Raw genomic sequence first — 14,983 nt, 5'->3', positions numbered from 1 at the left:
CAGCGCCGATACCGCGTTCAGTCCCGCGAGTTGCCGAACAGGATGCGGTAGGCGATCAGCAGCACCAGGGAGCCTCCGATGGCCGCGGCCCAGGTGGCACCGTCGTAGAAGTGCTTGCTGATCGGGTGGTCCAGCCAGCGGGCCGATATCCAGCCGCCGAGGAACGCGCCCGCGACACCGATCAGGGTCGTGCCGATGAAGCCGCCCGGGTCGCGGCCCGGCAGCAGGACCTTGGCGATGGCTCCGGCCAGCAGTCCCAGGATGATCCAGCTGATGATGCCCATGCCGTGAACCTGCCCTCCCGCGCGGTGCTCGTACTGCCCGGTTCCTGAGAATTCGGTGAGGAACCGGGCTTCGCGCGTCCGTTCGTGCTCTGTCGGGAGAGAAGACGCCTACGGGCCGTACGTCGGTTGCGGCGATCGGTTCAGCGCGTGGCGAACGGCTGGTCCGAGGGGACGATCTCGCGGCCCAGGGGCAGCAGCGAGACCGGGATGAGCTTGAAGTTCGCGATGCCGAACGGGATGCCGATGATCGTCAGGCACAGCGCGATGCCGGTGGCGATGTGGGCGAGGGCCAGCCACCAGCCGGCCAGGATCAGCCACAGGACGTTGCCCAGGCAGGAGGCGCCGCCCGCGTCGCGGCGCTCGACCGTGGTGTACCCGAAGGGCCAGAGCGCGTAGAGCCCGATGCGGAAGGCGGCTATGCCGAAGGGGATGCCGATGATCGTGACGCAGAGGAGCGCGCCGGCGAGCAGGTAGGCGAGGAACAGCCAGAAGCCGCTCAGGATCAGCCAAATGACGTTGAGAATGGTCTTCACCGGGGGCGACCTGCCATCTTCTCTAGCCGGGAGATGCGCTCCGCCATCGGCGGGTGGGTGGAGAACATCTTGGACAGCCCCTGGCCGGGGCGGAACGGGTTGGCGATCATCATGTGGCTCGCCGTCTCGATCCGGGGCTCGGGGGGCAGCGGGAGCTGCTGGGTGCCGGTCTCCAGCTTGCGCAGCGCGCCGGCGAGGGCGAGCGGGTCGCCGGTGAGCTGGGCGCCGGACGCGTCCGCCTCGTACTCCCGGGAGCGGCTGATGGCGAGCTGGATGAGGGTGGCCGCGAGCGGGCCCAGGATGATGATCAGGAGCATGCCGAACAGGCCCGGGCCGTCGTCGTCGTCCGAGCGGCCGATCGGGATGAGCCAGGCGAAGTTCACCAGGAACATGATCACCGAGGCGAGGGCCCCGGCGACCGAGGAGATGAGGATGTCCCGGTTGTAGACGTGGCTCAGTTCGTGGCCGATGACGCCGCGCAGCTCGCGCTCGTCCAGCAGGCGCATGATGCCCTCGGTGCAGCACACCGCGGCGTTGCGCGGGTTGCGGCCGGTGGCGAAGGCGTTGGGTGCCTCGGTCGGGGAGATGTACAGCCGGGGCATGGGCTGGCGGGCCTGCGTGGACAGCTCGCGCACCATCCGGTAGAGCGCCGGGGCCTCGAACTCGCTGACCGGGCGGGCGCGCATGGCGCGCAGGGCCAGCTTGTCGCTGTTCCAGTACGCGTACGCGTTCGTCCCGAGGGCGACGAGGACCGCGACGATCAGTCCGGTGCGGCCGAAGAAGCTGCCGATGGCGATGATGAGTGCGGACAGCCCCCCGAGGAGTACGGCGGTCCTGAGCCCGTTGTGCCGGCGGTGCACGGTGCGCCCTCCAAATCCTGCTCTGGGGAACACTTCGGTCCAGTGGACCCTCCCGCCTGTGACAACGCCAGGCGGCGGCCATGAGTTCCCCGGGGTGTGCGGGGGCGCGTACCGGCCGTACGGGTGACGTGCGGATTCGGCCCTCCCGCGCGCGTGCCGGCACCGGTGTCCCCCGCGCGCGGGACGTGTCTTCCGGGCGTCTCAGAACAGGCCGGTCGTGGCGAACCGCAGCACCAGCTGGGGCGCCCCGGACAGGGCGACACCCGCGACTCCGGTCAGGGCGAGGGCGGCCGTGAGGGGGGCCGGGACGCGGTGGCCAGCGGGCTCGCCCTCGGGAGTGCGGAACAGCAGGGCCGTCCACCGGAGGTAGTAGACGAGGGCGATGACGACGTTGACGGCCATGACGACGGCGAGCCAGCCCAGGCCCGCGTCCACGGCCGCCGAGAACACGGTGACCTTGGCGAACAGGCCGATGACGCCGGGCGGGAGTCCGGCCAGACACAGCAGGAAGAAGGCCAGCAGGAGGGCAGTTACGGGGTTCGAGGCGTACAGGCCGCGGTAGTCGGTGATCCGGTTGCCGGTCCTGGTACGGCCCACCAGGGCGGCCACGGCGAAGGCGCCGAGGTTCACGGCGGCGTACATCAGGGCGTAGGCGACGGTGGAGCCGATCGCCCTGCCGGGGTCCTCGGCGTATCCGGCGGCGGCGATCGGTACGAGGAGGTAGCCGGCCTGGCCGACGGAGGACCAGGCGAGCAGCCGTACCGCGCTGTACGCGCGCGTGGCCCGCTGGCGCAGGGCGCCGGCATTGCCGACGGTCATGGTGAGGGCGGCCAGGACGGCGAGCGCGGGCCCCCAGACGTCGGCGTACGACGGGAACGCGACGACGGTGACGAGGATCAGGCCGGAGAAGCCGACCGCCTTGCCGACGACGGAGAGGTAGGCGGCGACGGGCAGGGGCGCGCCCGCATAGGTGTCGGGCACCCAGAGGTGGAAGGGCACGGCGGCCGTCTTGAAGGCGAAGCCGACCAGGGTGAGGACGACGCCGGTCTGGGCGAGGGTGTGCAACTGACCGTCGACGTGGGTGAGGCGCTGGGCTACCTCGGTGAGGTAGAGGGTGCCGGTGGTGGCGTAGACGAAGCTGACGCCCAGCAGGCTGACCGCGGTGGCGGTGACGGAGGACAGGAAGAACTTCAGGGCGGCCTCGGAGGACCGCTTGTCGCCGAGCCGGATGCCGACGAGGGCGAAGGCGGGCAGGGAGGCGACCTCCAGGGCGACGATCAGGGTGGCCAGGTCGCGGGCGGCGGGCAGCAGGGCGGCGCCGGCGGCGGAGGACAGCAGCAGGAACCAGAACTCGCCGGGCGGGACGCGCCGCCGGTCGTCGTGCAGGTCGTTGACCGAGAGCAGGGCCGCGAGCAGGGCGCCGCCGAGGACCAGGAACTGGACGACGAGCGTGAAGTGGTCGGCGGTGTAGCTGCACGCGCGCGTGCCGTCCTGCCGGCAGAAGGTGCCGCGGTCGCCGTCCAGCAGCGGGAGCAGCATGAGGGCGGCGGCGGCCAGGGCGGCGACCGAGACCCAGCCGAGGACGGCCTTGCGGGCCTCGGGCAGGAAGAGGTCGGCGACGAGGACGCCGAGCGCCACCACGGCGGCGATGGCCGGCGGGGCGATCGCGAGCCAGTCGACGGACTGGACCAGCGACTCGGCAAGCGGCTGGGCGCTCATCGGGTGCCTCCTGCGAGGAGCTGCTGCACGGCCGGGTCGGAGAGGCCGAGCAGGGCCTTGGGCCACAGCCCGGCGAGGACGGTGAGGGTGACGAGCGGGGTCCAGGCGGCGAACTCGTAGCCGCGCACATCGGCGAGGGCGGGGGTCTCCCGCTCGGCGCCGCCCATGCAGACCCGGCGGACCACGATCAGCATGTACGCGGCGGTCAGCAGGGTGCCGAGGGCGCCGACGGCCATGAAGGTGAGGTAGGCGGGCCTGCTGAGCCCGGCGGCGGGCCGGAACGCGCCGAACAGGGCCAGCATCTCGCCCCAGAACCCGGCGAGTCCGGGCAGGCCGAGGGAGGCGACGGCACCGAAGGCGAGCAGGCCGCCGAGGCGGGGGGCCCGGCCGTAGAGGGCGGCGCCGGTCTCCTCGGCGAGGGTGTCGAGGTCGGTGCTGCCGGTGCGGTCCTTGAGGGCGCCGACCAGGAAGAAGAGCAGCCCGGTGATGAGGCCGTGGGCGATGTTGGCGAACAGGGCGCCGTTGACGCCGGTCGGGGTCACGGTGGCGATGCCCAGCAGGACGAAGCCCATGTGGCCGACGGAGGAGTAGGCGATCAGCCGCTTCAGGTCGCCCTTGGCGCCGCGCTTGGCGAGGGCCAGGCAGGCCAGGGAGCCGTAGACGATCCCGACGACGGCGAACGCGGCGAGGTAGGGCGCGAAGGTGTGGACGCCGTGCGGCGCGACCGGCAGCAGGATCCGCACGAACCCGTACGTGCCCATCTTCAGCAGCACGCCGGCCAGCAGGACCGAGCCGACGGTCGGGGCGGCGGTGTGGGCGTCGGGCAGCCAGCTGTGCAGCGGCCACATCGGGGTCTTCACGGCGAGCCCGATCCCGATCGCCAGAACCGCGATGACCTGCACGGACGCGGTGAGCGACCGGCCGTTGTCAGTGGCGAGTGCCACCATGTCGAAGGTGCCCGCCTTGATTCCGATCAGGAGCAGGCCGAGCAGCATGACCACGGAGCCGAGCAGCGTGAACAGGATGAACTTCCACGCGGCCCGGGTCCGGCCCTCGCCGCCCCAGCGGGCGATGAGGAAGTACATCGGGATCAGCACGGTCTCGAAGGCGAGGAAGAACAGCAGCAGGTCGAGGACGGCGAAGCTCGCGAGGGTGCCGGACTCCAGCAGGAGCAGCAGGGCGACGAACGCCTTCGGGCCCGGTCCCGTGGGCGGCTTGAAGTACGAGTAGAGCGCGCACAGGAAGGTCAGCAGCGCGGTCAGGACGACGAGGGGGAGCGAGATGCCGTCGATGCCGAGGTGGATCCGCACGTCGAGCGCGGGGATCCAGCTGATGTCCGTCGTGGCCTGCATCGTCGACGGGTGGTCGTGGTCGAAGCCGAGCGCCAGGGCGATCGCGGCGATGAGGATCGCGCCGGTCACGGTGACGCCGTGGCGCAGCACGGCCTGCCCGGGCGACTTCCCCTTCAGTCCGGGCGGGGCGGGCAGGAGGGCGGCGGCGGCGCCGAGGAGCGGGCCGACGACGACGAACGCCAGAAGGAACTGCATCACGGACTCGTTGATATCGATCACGCCTGCTCACGCTCCGGTCGCGACGAGGACGACGGCGACCGCCAGGACGACGGTGCCGGCGAGCAGCGCGCTCACATAGGTCTGCACATTGCCGGTCTGCGCACGCCGTACGGCGGCTCCGAGGAGCCGGGGCAGCGCGGCGGCGGCGCTGACGTAGGTGTCGACGACCTCGCGGTCGAGGAACCGGACCAGGCCGGCCGCGGCCTGGACCGGGCGGACGAACAGCGCCGCGTAGAGCGCGTCCAGGTGGAAGCCGGCGGCCGCGTGCCGGTGCAGGCGGCCGAGCAGCAGCCGTCCGGGGTCGGCCGGGTCGGGGGCGCCGGCGATGTCGCCGTAGGCCGGGGTGTGGGTGGCGATGGCCTCGGCCTCGACCAGTCCGGCGTCGCCCTCGGGGTGCGCGGCGACGGCGCCGAGCGGACTGCGGGCGGCCAGCGGGGAGGTGCGCTGCCAGGCGCCGTAGGTGAGCAGGCCGCCGACCGCGGCGAGGCCGGTGCCGAGGATCGAGGTGAGGAGGGTCGGAGTCAGGGCGTGGCCGTCGAACCAGCCGGGCAGCGAGCGGTAGGCGAACCCGCCGAAGGCCAGGGAGGGGACGGCGAGCACCCACAGCACGACGGTCATCGTCAGGGGCTGGCGGCCGTGGTCGGGGGCCTCGGCGCCCTTGCCGCGGAAGGCCAGCAGCCACAGCCGGGTGGCGTAGGCCGCGGTGAGCAGGGCGGTGGCCAGTCCGGCGACGAGGACGATCCAGCCCGCCGCGCCGGGCACGTGCGGGGCACGGCCGTCCAGGGCGTGTTCGGCGGCGCCGAGGACGGACTCCTTGGAGAAGAAGCCGCTGAAGGGCGGGATCGCGGCGAGCGCGAGCAGCGCCACGGTCATCGTCCAGTAGGCGTCCGAGACGCGGTCGCGCAGGCCGCGCATCCGGGACATGGCGGCGAGCGAGTTGGTGCCTGCGGCGTGGATGACGACACCGGCCGCGAGGAAGAGCAGCGCCTTGAAGGCGCCGTGGGACAGGAGGTGGAAGACGGCGGCACCGCGGTCGCCGACGGCGAGGGCGCCGGTCATGTAGCCGAGCTGGCCGATCGTCGAGTAGGCGAGGACGCGCTTGATGTCGTCCTGGGCCAGGGCGGCGAGCGCGGACCCGGCCATGGTCACGGCGGCCATGACGGCGAGGACCACCATCGCGGCCCCGGAGGCCTCGAAGACCGGGAGGAGGCGGGCGACGAAGTAGACACCGGCGGCGACCATCGTCGCGGCGTGGATCAGCGCGGAGACGGGCGTCGGGCCGGCCATCGCGTCGGGGAGCCAGGTGTGCAGCGGGAACTGGGCCGACTTGCCCGCGACACCCGCGAGCAGCAGCAGCGCGATCACGGTCGGGTGGTCGAGGCCGCCGCTCGCGACGGTGCCGAGGACCCGGGTGACGCGGAAGGACCCGGCGTCGGTGCCGAGGGCGAACAGGCCGATCAGGAACGGCACGTCGCCGAGCTTGGTGACCAGGAAGGCCTTCAGGGAGGCGGCGCGGGCCTCGGGGGTCTCCCAGTAGTGACCGACGAGGAAGTAGGAGCAGATGCCCATGACTTCCCAGCCGACCAGCAGCACGACCAGGTCGCCCGAGTAGACGACGAGGAGCATCGCGGAGGTGAACAGGGAGACGAGAGCGGCGTAGGAGGGGTAGCGCGGGTCGTCGCGCAGGTAGCCGGTGGAGTAGATCTGCACGCAGGTCGCGACGAAGGCGACCAGGACGGCGACGAGCGCGGCGAATCCGTCGATGTCCAGGGCCAGTTCGACCGGTACCGAGCCGGTGGGCGTCAGTTCGGTGTGCGCCTCGATGACGGTCCCGCCGCCCTGGCGGGCGGCGACCAGGGCCGCGAGCACGAGCGCGGCCAGCGGCGGCAGCACGGCGAGCGGGCGGACGAAGCCGGGTGCGGTACGGCCGAGCAGCAGGCCGGCGACGGCGCCGAGGAACGGCAGGAGGGGGACGAGGACGGCGAGGGTGGTCGTGGTCACGCGGTGGCCTCAGCCTTCTCGGCCGCGGGGGTGTCGGGGTGCTCGCCGTCGGGACCGTCGGGTCCCTCGGCGGTGTCGCGGAGCCTGTCGATGTCGGAGGTGCCGCGGTTGCGGTACACGGCGAGGACGATGGCCAGGCCGATGCCGATCTCGGCGGCGGCGACGGCGATGGTGAAGAGGGTCAGCGCCTGGCCGGAGTGCAGGGTGTCCCGGGCGGTCCGGCTGAGCCAGACGTCGAAGGCGACGAGGTTGAGGTTGACGGCGTTGAGCATCAGCTCGACCGACATCAGGACCAGGATCGCGTTGCGGCGGGCGAGGACGCCGTAGAGACCGACGCAGAACAGGAGGGCGGAGAGGACGGCGGGGTAGGCGAGGTGCATCAGCGGGCGCCTTCCTGGTCGCCGGGGGGTGCCGCGGGGGTGGTGGCGGTTGCCGTGGGGGCGCCGGGGGTTGCCGTGGGGGTGGTGCGGGTTGCCGCTGGGGCGGTGGCGGTGACCGGGCCGGCGTTCGGATCGCTGGTCGGTCCGGTATTCGGCTCGGCGTCCGCCTTGGCCTTGCGGGAGAGGACGATCGCGCCGACCAGGGCCGCGAGGAGCAGGACGGAGAGGGCCTCGAAGGGCAGTACCCAGTGCCGGAAGAGGCTCTGGCCGGTGACGGCGGTGGTGCCGGCGGCCGGGCCGTCCAGGTCGATCCAGGTGGCGCGGAAGGCGTCGACGACCACCCAGACCAGGGCGCCGGCGGCGGCCACGGCGACGGCGAGGGCGGCCCAGCGGTTGCCGGAGTCGGCGTCCGGGGAGCGGCCGATCGGGGCCTTGGTGAGCATCAGTCCGAACAGCAGGAGGACGACGACGGAACCGACGTAGATCAGTACCTGGACCCAGGCGATGAACTCGGCGGTGAGCAGCAGGTACTCCACGGCGAGGCCGCCGAGGGCGACCACCAGCCACAGGGCGGCGTGCACGAGCTGCCGGGTGGTGACGGTGACCAGCGCGGCGCCGAAGGTGACCAGGCCGACGAGCAGGAAGGCGATCTCGACGCCGGTCGGGGACAGGAAGCCGTGCGGGGCCGCGGCGAGGCTCACGGCGGGGACGGGGCTCACGCGTCGCCCTCCCGGGGTTCGGCCTGGGCGGCGGCGGCCAGCTTCTCGGCGGTCTTGCGGGCGGCGGCGATCTCCTTGGGCTCCTCCGCGCCGGGGTCCAGGGCGGGCGGGGCCGGGACGGTCCACATCCACTCGCGGAGCTTGTCCCGCTCGTGGGTGAGGTCGCGGATGTCGGTCTCGGCGTACTCGAACTCCGGGGACCAGAACAGGGCGTCGAAGGGGCAGACCTCGATGCAGATACCGCAGTACATGCACAGGGAGAAGTCGATGGCGAACCGGTCGAGGACGTTGCGGCTGCGCTCGCGCCCGCCCGGGGCGGCCGGCGGGACGGTCTCCTTGTGGGAGTCGATGTAGATGCACCAGTCGGGGCACTCGCGGGCGCACAGCATGCAGACGGTGCAGTTCTCCTCGAACAGGCCGATCACCCCGCGGGTGCGGGGCGGCAGTTCGGGCAGGGCGTCCGGGTACTGCTCGGTGACCGTCTTCCGCGTCATCGTGCGCAGGGTGACGGCCAGGCCCTTGGCGAGGCCGGAGCCGGGGATCGGGGGCATTAGGAGATCACCACCTTGATGACGCCGGTGAGGGCGATCTGGGCGAGGGACAGGGGGACGAGGAGGGTCCAGGAGAACTTCTGGAGCTGGTCCTCGCGCAGCCGGGGGTAGGTGACGCGGAGCCAGATGACGAGGAACGCGAGGACCGCGGTCTTCAGCAGGGTCCACAGCCAGCCCAGGCCGTCGGCGCCCCACGGGCCGTGCCAGCCGCCCAGGAAGAGGACGGTGGTCAGGCCGCACAGGACGACGATCCCGGCGTACTCGGCGAGCAGGAACAGGGCGAAGCGCAGGCCGGTGTACTCGGTGTAGGCGCCGAAGATGATCTCCGAGTCGGCGACGGGCATGTCGAACGGCGGGCGCTGGAGTTCGGCGAGGCCGGCCACGAAGAAGACGAGGGCGCCGGTGATCTGCCAGGGCAGCCACCACCAGTGGAAGGCGGCCACGATGCCCGGCAGGGACACGGTGCCGGCGGCCATCGCGACGGAGGCCGCGGTGAGCAGCATCGGCAGTTCGTAGGCGAGCAGTTGGGCGGCGGTGCGCAGGCCGCCCAGGAGGGAGAACTTGTTGGCGCTGGCCCAGCCGGCCATGAGGGAGCCGAGGACGCCGACGCCCATCACCGCGAGCACGAAGAACACGCCGGCGTCGAGGACCTGGCCGACGGCGCCCTCGCCCGGGCCGATCGGGATGGCGAGCAGGACGAGGAGGTAGGGCAGCAGGGCCACGGCGGGGGCGAGCTGGAAGACGCGGCGGTCGGCGCCGGCCGGGACCACGTCCTCCTTCTGCGCGAACTTCACGCCGTCGGCGATGAGCTGGGCCCAGCCGTGGAAGCCGCCGGCGTACATCGGGCCGAGCCTGCCCTGCATGTGGGCCATCACCTTGTGCTCGGTCTGGCCGACGATCAGGGGGAAGGTGAGGAAGACGACGAAGACGACCAGGAGTCGCAGGGCGACGTCCAGAACGTCGTTCACTGCGGGCCTCCTGCGGGGGGTTCGGGGGTGGGGGGCTTGCCGTCCGGTTTCGGGGCCGGCTCGCGTTCGCGCTTCGGGTCCGGTGCGGGCTGCTCCTCCGTCGGCTCCGGTTCGTCGAAGGCCGGGCGGGCGTGGTGCCAGGGGGCGTCCGCGCTACGGGGGGCCGTGGTGCGGCGGCCGGGGCTGTCCAGGTCCGGCGGCTGGGCCGGTTCCGTGGGCTCGGCCGGTTCCCTGGGCTCCGGGGCGGGGTCGCGCTGCGAGGACGATCCTTCCGAGGCGCTGCGGGCGCGGCGCGGGCGGGCCGGGGCGGACGGCTGGGCAGATGGCGGGGCGGGGCCCGGTTCGTGCGCGACCGAGGCCTCGGCGGCCGGGCCCGGCGCGGCCGATGCCGTGGCCGCGTCGTCCTCGGTCGCCGCCTGCTTCCGGTTCGCCGCGGTCTCGGCCCCGGCATCGGGTGCCGTCTGGCTCGCCGAACCCTGACTGGCGCTGCGCGTCCGGCGTGGTCGGGCGGGAGCGGGAGCGGCGGGGGCCTCGGCAGGGGTGGCGGGGGTGGCGGGGGCCTCGGCAGGGGTGGCGGCCTCGCCGGTCTGGCTCGCCGAGCCGGCCGCCGCCGTACGGGTGCGCCGTACGGGACGTTCGCCGGTGGCGCCGGCCGGGCGGGCCGCGCCACGGGCCGGGCGGGCCGGGGCCGGTGGGAGCTGGCCCTTCAGGGGCCCCCACTCGTTGGGGTCGGGTACGCCCGGCGGGAGCATCTGGCGGCGCTTGGGCCCGCCGTGCTCGGACTCGCCGGGTTCCTTCGCGCCGGGCCAGGCCTTGGCGACGCGGGCGGCGAGGACGAAGTCCTTGCGCAGGGGGTGGCCCTCGAAGGTCTCCGGGAGGAGGAGGTGCTCCAGGCCCGGGTGGCCCTCGAAGACCACGCCGAACATCTCGTGGGTCTCGCGCTCGTGCCAGCCGGCGCCCGCGTAGACGTCGACGGCCGAGGGCAGCGCCGGCGCCTCGTGCGGGACCGTCGTCCGGACGAGCAGCCGGCGGACCGGGCCGAGCGCCACGACGTGCGCGGAGATCCGGAAGCCCGTGCCGGGTTCGTCTACGGCGCTCAGCCAGTCGAAGTAGGTGCACGACAGGGTCGTACGGGCCGTCTCCAGGGCGGTGAGCCAGGCGGACGGCGGGACGTCCACGGTCAGCACGTCGTACGACTCCTCGGCCACCGCGTCGGGGCCGAACAGTTCCTCGGCGGGGGCGGGCAGCCAGCCGGCCGTGCTCATCGCGCGTCCCCCTCGCCGGCCGGGGCGGGCGGCGGTACCAGGCCGCTCTGGAGGGCCGCCGCCGACGGACGGGCCTCGGCGGTGCCGTACCGCTCCCCCAGGGACTCGCGGGCGATCTTCTCCTGGAGCTTGAGGATGCCCTGGAGGAGGGCCTCGGGGCGGGGCGGGCAGCCGGGTACGTAGACGTCGACGGGGATGATCTGGTCGACGCCCTTGGTGACGGAGTAGGAGTCCCAGTAGGGGCCGCCGCAGTTGGAGCAGGCGCCGAAGGAGATGACGTACTTCGGTTCGGGCATCTGCTCGTACAGCCGCTTCACGGCCGGGGCCATCTTGTCCGTGACCGTGCCCGAGACCACCATCAGGTCGGCCTGGCGGGGGCCCGGCGCGAAGGGGATGACACCGAGCCGGATGAAGTCGTGGCGGGCCATCGACGCGGCGATGAACTCGATCGCGCAGCAGGCGAGGCCGAAGTTGAAGACCCAGAGCGAGTAGCGGCGGCCCCAGTTCAGGACGACCTTCATCGGCTCGGGTGCCAGCCGGGCCAGCGCGCCCAGCCGCTTCGGCTCCGGCAGGTGGACCGGCTCCCGCAAGTGGACCGGCTCGGACGGTGCGGGGTTCACGTCCATGCCAGGACGCCCTTCTTGTATGCGTACAGCAGGCCGACGGCGAGGAAGCCGAGGAAGACGAACATCTCCACGAGGGTCGTCGCGCCGTAGCCGGGGGCGGCGAAGACGGTCGCCCAGGGGAAGAGGAAGATCGAGTCGACGGCGAAGATCACGTAGAGGAAGGCGTAGACGTAGTAGCGGACCTGGGTGTGGGCCCAGCCCTCGCCGACGGGGTCGACGCCGCACTCGTAGGTCAGCAGCTTCTCGGGGGTCGGTACGACCGGGCGCAGCAGGCGGCCGGCGCCGAAGGCGACCGCGACGAACAGCACGCCGACGACGGCGAGCAGACCGACGACCGTATAGGACCGGAAGTAGCCGGCCGCGACGGTGTGCGCCGCGGCGAGCGGCGCGTCCCCCAACGTCTCCCGCACCGTCCGTTCCTCGCTCTCTGACCTCGTGGCGTCTCGTGACTTCTCGTGGCTTCCCGTGACTTCTCGTGACTCGGGTGAGTCCTGTGACGCGGTGTGCTTCGAGAGTCCGTACGCACGGGAGTCTAGGCCCTGATAAAGAAGCGGTAAGCAGCCCGTCACACCCTGGGACGCGGGTCCGGCGCCCGGGGTGGGGATTTCCCCCGGGGGCGGAGGGCGGCCCACCGCATGGCGCGCGGGGCGCGGCGCACGGCAGGCTGACTGTCATGACCGCTTCCCGCTCCGCCGCCGACCGCGGCGACGGCACCGTCCGTTCCGACGGCATCGTCCACCTCGACGGCACCGACTCTCAGCCGCGCGTCCGGCCGGCCCTCGACGCGCGTGTCCGGCCGGCCCTCGACGTGCGCACCTGGAAGGAGATCGCGCATCTCCTGCTGAATCTGCCGGTGGCGGTGTTCGGCTTCGTCTACGCGGTCACGGTGGTGTGCACCGGCGGGGCGCTCACCCTGACCGTGATCGGTCTGCCGGTGCTCGCGCTGTCCCTGCTGGGTGCCCGGCAGCTCGGCAAGCTGGAGCGGGCCCGGGCCCGGCGGCTGCTTGGGGTGCGGGTGGAGGAGCCGTCGCCGCTGCCGCTCGCCCGGAGTGAGGGGCTGGTGCCCCGGCTGTGGATGGCACTGAAGGACCCGGTGGGCTGGCGGACCCTGCTGTACGACGCGATCCGGCTGCCCTGGGGCATCTTCACCTTCTGCCTGACGCTGGCCTCGCTGTTCGTGCTGTGGCCGGTGCTGCCGTACCTCACCCGGGGGCTGACCAACGTGGACCGGGCGATGGTACGGGGGTTGCTGTCGCCCTCGGACGAGCTGGAGCGCCGGATCGCCGAACTGGAGTCCGACCGGGGTGTCGTGGTGGACACGGCCGCGGCGGACCTGCGGCGGATCGAGCGGGACCTGCACGACGGGGCGCAGGCGCGGCTGGTCAACCTGGCGATGGGGCTCGGTCTGGCCAAGGAGAAGCTGCTGGAGGACCCGGACACGGCGGCGGCGATGGTGGACGAGGCGCACGGCGAGGTGAAGCTGGCCCTCCAGGAGCTGCGCGACCTGGCCCGGGGCATCCACCCGGCCGTCCTGACCGACCGGGGCCTGGACGCGGCCCTGTCCTCGGTCGCCGCCCGCTGCACGGTGCCGGTGAAGGTGACGGTGGACCTGGCGTCCCGGCCCGCCGAGGCCATCGAGGGCATCGCCTACTTCACCGTCTCCGAACTCCTGCAGAACATCAGCAAGCACAGCGGCGCCCGGACCGCCTCGGTGGACGTGTGGCGCACCGAGAACCGGCTGCTCATCCAGGTCCAGGACGACGGCCGGGGCGGCGCCCGCCTCGACACCGGCAGCGGTATGCGCGGGCTCGCGGAGCGGCTGGGCGCGGTGGACGGCCTGTTCGTGGTCGACTCCCCGGCCGGCGGCCCGACCGTGGTCACGGCGGAGCTGCCCTGGCGGGACCGGACGGCGTGACCGCACCCCACCCGAGGTAGGGAAAACCCCCGCCCCGAGACGCCGACGGCCGTCATGGTCCCGGAGCCCGCCGCACAGGACTCTGGAGATACGGCCGGCACACCGGTCGGAGCACCGGCACACAACCCGCACACGACAAGGACAGGACGGCATCTCCATGGCCACGGACTACGCACAGGGGTATCGGCACGGGCAGCCCGCCCGGAACGGTCACCGGGTGCCCGCCGCGCTGCGGGCGCCGTTCGAGGGGCGCAGCTGGCGGGAGTTCGGGTACGTGCTGCTGAGCCTGCCGATCTCGATCGCGCTGTTCACCTGGACGGTCACGATGGCCTCGCTGGGCGCCGGGCTGCTGGTCACCTTCCTCGGCATCCCGGTGCTGGCGGCGGCCCTGCTCGGCTGCCGGGGCTTCGGTGTGCTGGAGCGGGCGCGGGCGCGGGGTCTGCTCGGCCTGGACGTGGCCGCCCCGGAGCCGCCGCGGACGCGCAAGCCGGGCGCCTTCGCGTGGATGGGCGCGGTCCTCAAGAGCGGCGCCTCCTGGCGGCACCTGCTGTACGCGCTCGTCCAGTTCCCCTGGGCGGTGTTCTCCTTCTCGGTGGCGGTGGCCTTCTGGACCTGCGGCTGGACCCTGCTGTCGTACCCGCTGTGGTTCTGGGTGTTCCCGGCGTACGCCGGCACCGGCGGCATCCAGCTCTACGGCGACGCGCACCACAGCGTCTATCTGGACAACCCCTTCGAGATCACCGTCACGGCGCTGGTCGGTCTGCTGTTCACGCTGGTCACGCCCTGGCTGGTGCGGGCCCTGACCACGGTGGACGGCCTGCTGGTGCGCGGCCTGCTCGGGCCGTCGCCGCTCTCGGCGCGGGTGGAGGAACTGGAGTCGGACCGGGGCGTCGTGGTGGACACGGCCGCCGCCGACCTGCGCCGTATCGAGCGGGACCTGCACGACGGGGCGCAGGCCCGGCTGGTGGGCCTGGCGATGGACCTGGGGCTGGCGAAGGAGAAGCTCAAGGAGGACCCGCGCGCGGCGGCGGCGATGGTGGACGAGGCGCACGGCGAGGTGAAGACGGCCCTGCGGGAGCTGCGCGACCTGGCCCGGGGCATCCACCCGGCCGTCCTGACCGACCGGGGCCTGGACGCGGCCCTGTCCTCGGTCGCCGCCCGCTGCACGGTGCCGGTACGGGTCGACGTCGACCTGCCCGCGCGGCCGGCCCCGGCCATCGAGGGCATCGCCTACTTCACCGTCTGCGAACTCCTGCAGAACATCAGCAAGCACAGCCGGGCCCGGTCGGCGTCGGTGGACGTGTGGCGCGCGGAGGACCGGCTGCTGCTCCAGGTGACCGATGACGGTGTGGGCGGCGCGGACGCCTCCGGCGGCTCGGGCCTGGCCGGGCTCGCCGGACGCCTGGACGCGGTGGACGGCGTGCTGCTCGTGGACTCCCCCGCCGGCGGCCCCACCCGGGTGATCGCGGAACTGCCCTGGCGGACGTCGCTCTGACCGCCCCCCGCACCGCCCGGCGCTCCAGCAGCGCTCCGGGCGGTGCCGCGCGTTTGCTGGGATGCTGGGCCTCGGTACGGACGCGTGCGGTGGACG

The 14,983-nt window shown here is 73.0% G+C and carries 15 protein-coding genes; 2 read left to right on the top strand and 13 right to left on the bottom strand.

What is annotated here, in order from left to right; translation table 11 throughout:
• Nucleotides 1–17 precede the first annotated feature (17 nt).
• The 13 genes from NX794_RS17130 to NX794_RS17070 form a co-directional block, all read right to left on the bottom strand.
• Nucleotides 18–284 (bottom strand): GlsB/YeaQ/YmgE family stress response membrane protein, encoded by a 267-nt coding sequence (locus NX794_RS17130; RefSeq protein WP_258779426.1) that lies wholly within the window; start codon nucleotides 282–284, stop codon nucleotides 18–20.
• Nucleotides 285–424: 140 nt separating this feature from the next.
• A complete protein-coding gene (locus NX794_RS17125) occupies nucleotides 425–817 on the bottom strand; it encodes a YccF domain-containing protein (protein ID WP_258779425.1) in 393 nt (130 codons plus the stop codon).
• Complete coding sequence (gene htpX, locus NX794_RS17120) at nucleotides 814–1,677, bottom strand: zinc metalloprotease HtpX (protein WP_258779424.1); 864 nt, start codon at nucleotides 1,675–1,677, stop codon at nucleotides 814–816. Before htpX ends, NX794_RS17125 begins: the two co-directional genes overlap by 4 nt.
• 201 nt (nucleotides 1,678–1,878) lie before the next feature.
• Nucleotides 1,879–3,396, bottom strand: coding sequence for an NADH-quinone oxidoreductase subunit N (locus NX794_RS17115; RefSeq protein ID WP_258779423.1), 1,518 nt, complete (start codon nucleotides 3,394–3,396; stop codon nucleotides 1,879–1,881).
• Nucleotides 3,393–4,967, bottom strand: coding sequence for a complex I subunit 4 family protein (locus tag NX794_RS17110; protein WP_258779422.1), 1,575 nt, complete (start codon nucleotides 4,965–4,967; stop codon nucleotides 3,393–3,395). Before NX794_RS17110 ends, NX794_RS17115 begins: the two co-directional genes overlap by 4 nt.
• Nucleotides 4,968–4,973: 6 nt before the next feature.
• Nucleotides 4,974–6,968 (bottom strand): NADH-quinone oxidoreductase subunit 5 family protein, encoded by a 1,995-nt coding sequence (locus tag NX794_RS17105; protein ID WP_258779421.1) that lies wholly within the window; start codon nucleotides 6,966–6,968, stop codon nucleotides 4,974–4,976.
• Nucleotides 6,965–7,348 (bottom strand): NADH-quinone oxidoreductase subunit NuoK, encoded by a 384-nt coding sequence (gene nuoK, locus NX794_RS17100; protein ID WP_258779420.1) that lies wholly within the window; start codon nucleotides 7,346–7,348, stop codon nucleotides 6,965–6,967. Before nuoK ends, NX794_RS17105 begins: the two co-directional genes overlap by 4 nt.
• Nucleotides 7,348–8,049 (bottom strand): NADH-quinone oxidoreductase subunit J family protein, encoded by a 702-nt coding sequence (locus NX794_RS17095; RefSeq protein ID WP_258779497.1) that lies wholly within the window; start codon nucleotides 8,047–8,049, stop codon nucleotides 7,348–7,350. The genes nuoK and NX794_RS17095 overlap by 1 nt, the downstream gene beginning before the upstream one ends.
• Before the next feature lie 14 nt (nucleotides 8,050–8,063).
• Nucleotides 8,064–8,618: a NuoI/complex I 23 kDa subunit family protein gene (locus NX794_RS17090; RefSeq protein WP_258779419.1), complete on the bottom strand. Its 555-nt coding sequence runs from the start codon at nucleotides 8,616–8,618 to the stop codon at nucleotides 8,064–8,066.
• Nucleotides 8,618–9,586, bottom strand: coding sequence for a complex I subunit 1/NuoH family protein (locus NX794_RS17085; RefSeq protein WP_258779418.1), 969 nt, complete (start codon nucleotides 9,584–9,586; stop codon nucleotides 8,618–8,620). Before NX794_RS17085 ends, NX794_RS17090 begins: the two co-directional genes overlap by 1 nt.
• Nucleotides 9,583–10,851 carry an NADH-quinone oxidoreductase subunit C gene (locus NX794_RS17080; protein WP_258779417.1) on the bottom strand — a complete coding sequence of 423 codons (1,269 nt, stop codon included), beginning with the start codon at nucleotides 10,849–10,851 and terminating at the stop codon, nucleotides 9,583–9,585. The genes NX794_RS17085 and NX794_RS17080 overlap by 4 nt, the downstream gene beginning before the upstream one ends.
• Nucleotides 10,848–11,477 carry an NADH-quinone oxidoreductase subunit B gene (locus tag NX794_RS17075; protein ID WP_258779416.1) on the bottom strand — a complete coding sequence of 210 codons (630 nt, stop codon included), beginning with the start codon at nucleotides 11,475–11,477 and terminating at the stop codon, nucleotides 10,848–10,850. The genes NX794_RS17080 and NX794_RS17075 overlap by 4 nt, the downstream gene beginning before the upstream one ends.
• A complete protein-coding gene (locus NX794_RS17070) occupies nucleotides 11,468–11,887 on the bottom strand; it encodes an NADH-quinone oxidoreductase subunit A (RefSeq protein ID WP_258779415.1) in 420 nt (139 codons plus the stop codon). The genes NX794_RS17075 and NX794_RS17070 overlap by 10 nt, the downstream gene beginning before the upstream one ends.
• 263 nt (nucleotides 11,888–12,150) lie before the next feature.
• On the opposite strand from NX794_RS17070, the gene NX794_RS17065 reads away from it, so the two are divergent.
• On the top strand, nucleotides 12,151–13,392 hold the full coding sequence (locus tag NX794_RS17065) for a sensor histidine kinase (RefSeq protein WP_258779414.1): 1,242 nt from the start codon (nucleotides 12,151–12,153) through the stop codon (nucleotides 13,390–13,392).
• Between the two features lie 157 nt (nucleotides 13,393–13,549).
• Complete coding sequence (locus tag NX794_RS17060) at nucleotides 13,550–14,887, top strand: sensor histidine kinase (protein ID WP_258779413.1); 1,338 nt, start codon at nucleotides 13,550–13,552, stop codon at nucleotides 14,885–14,887.
• The last annotated feature ends 96 nt before the right edge of the window (nucleotides 14,888–14,983 follow it).

The organism is Streptomyces pyxinicus (assembly GCF_024753135.1).
GTDB classification, from domain to species: domain Bacteria; phylum Actinomycetota; class Actinomycetes; order Streptomycetales; family Streptomycetaceae; genus Streptomyces; species Streptomyces pyxinicus.
Note: the sequence above shows the minus strand (reverse complement) of the source record. Positions and strands in the feature narration are given on the sequence as shown.

Excerpts from the sequence above, each read along its gene's own strand:
- NX794_RS17130 (WP_258779426.1), bottom strand. The coding sequence starts at position 284 with ATGGGCATCATCAGCTGGATCATCCTGGGACTGCTGGCCGGAGCCATC.
- NX794_RS17115 (WP_258779423.1), bottom strand. The coding sequence starts at position 3,396 with ATGAGCGCCCAGCCGCTTGCCGAGTCGCTGGTCCAGTCCGTCGACTGG.
- nuoK (WP_258779420.1), bottom strand. The coding sequence starts at position 7,348 with ATGCACCTCGCCTACCCCGCCGTCCTCTCCGCCCTCCTGTTCTGCGTC.
- NX794_RS17090 (WP_258779419.1), bottom strand. The coding sequence starts at position 8,618 with ATGCCCCCGATCCCCGGCTCCGGCCTCGCCAAGGGCCTGGCCGTCACC.
- NX794_RS17080 (WP_258779417.1), bottom strand. The coding sequence starts at position 10,851 with ATGAGCACGGCCGGCTGGCTGCCCGCCCCCGCCGAGGAACTGTTCGGC.
- NX794_RS17075 (WP_258779416.1), bottom strand. The coding sequence starts at position 11,477 with ATGGACGTGAACCCCGCACCGTCCGAGCCGGTCCACTTGCGGGAGCCG.
- NX794_RS17065 (WP_258779414.1), top strand. The coding sequence starts at position 12,151 with ATGACCGCTTCCCGCTCCGCCGCCGACCGCGGCGACGGCACCGTCCGT.
- NX794_RS17060 (WP_258779413.1), top strand. The coding sequence starts at position 13,550 with ATGGCCACGGACTACGCACAGGGGTATCGGCACGGGCAGCCCGCCCGG.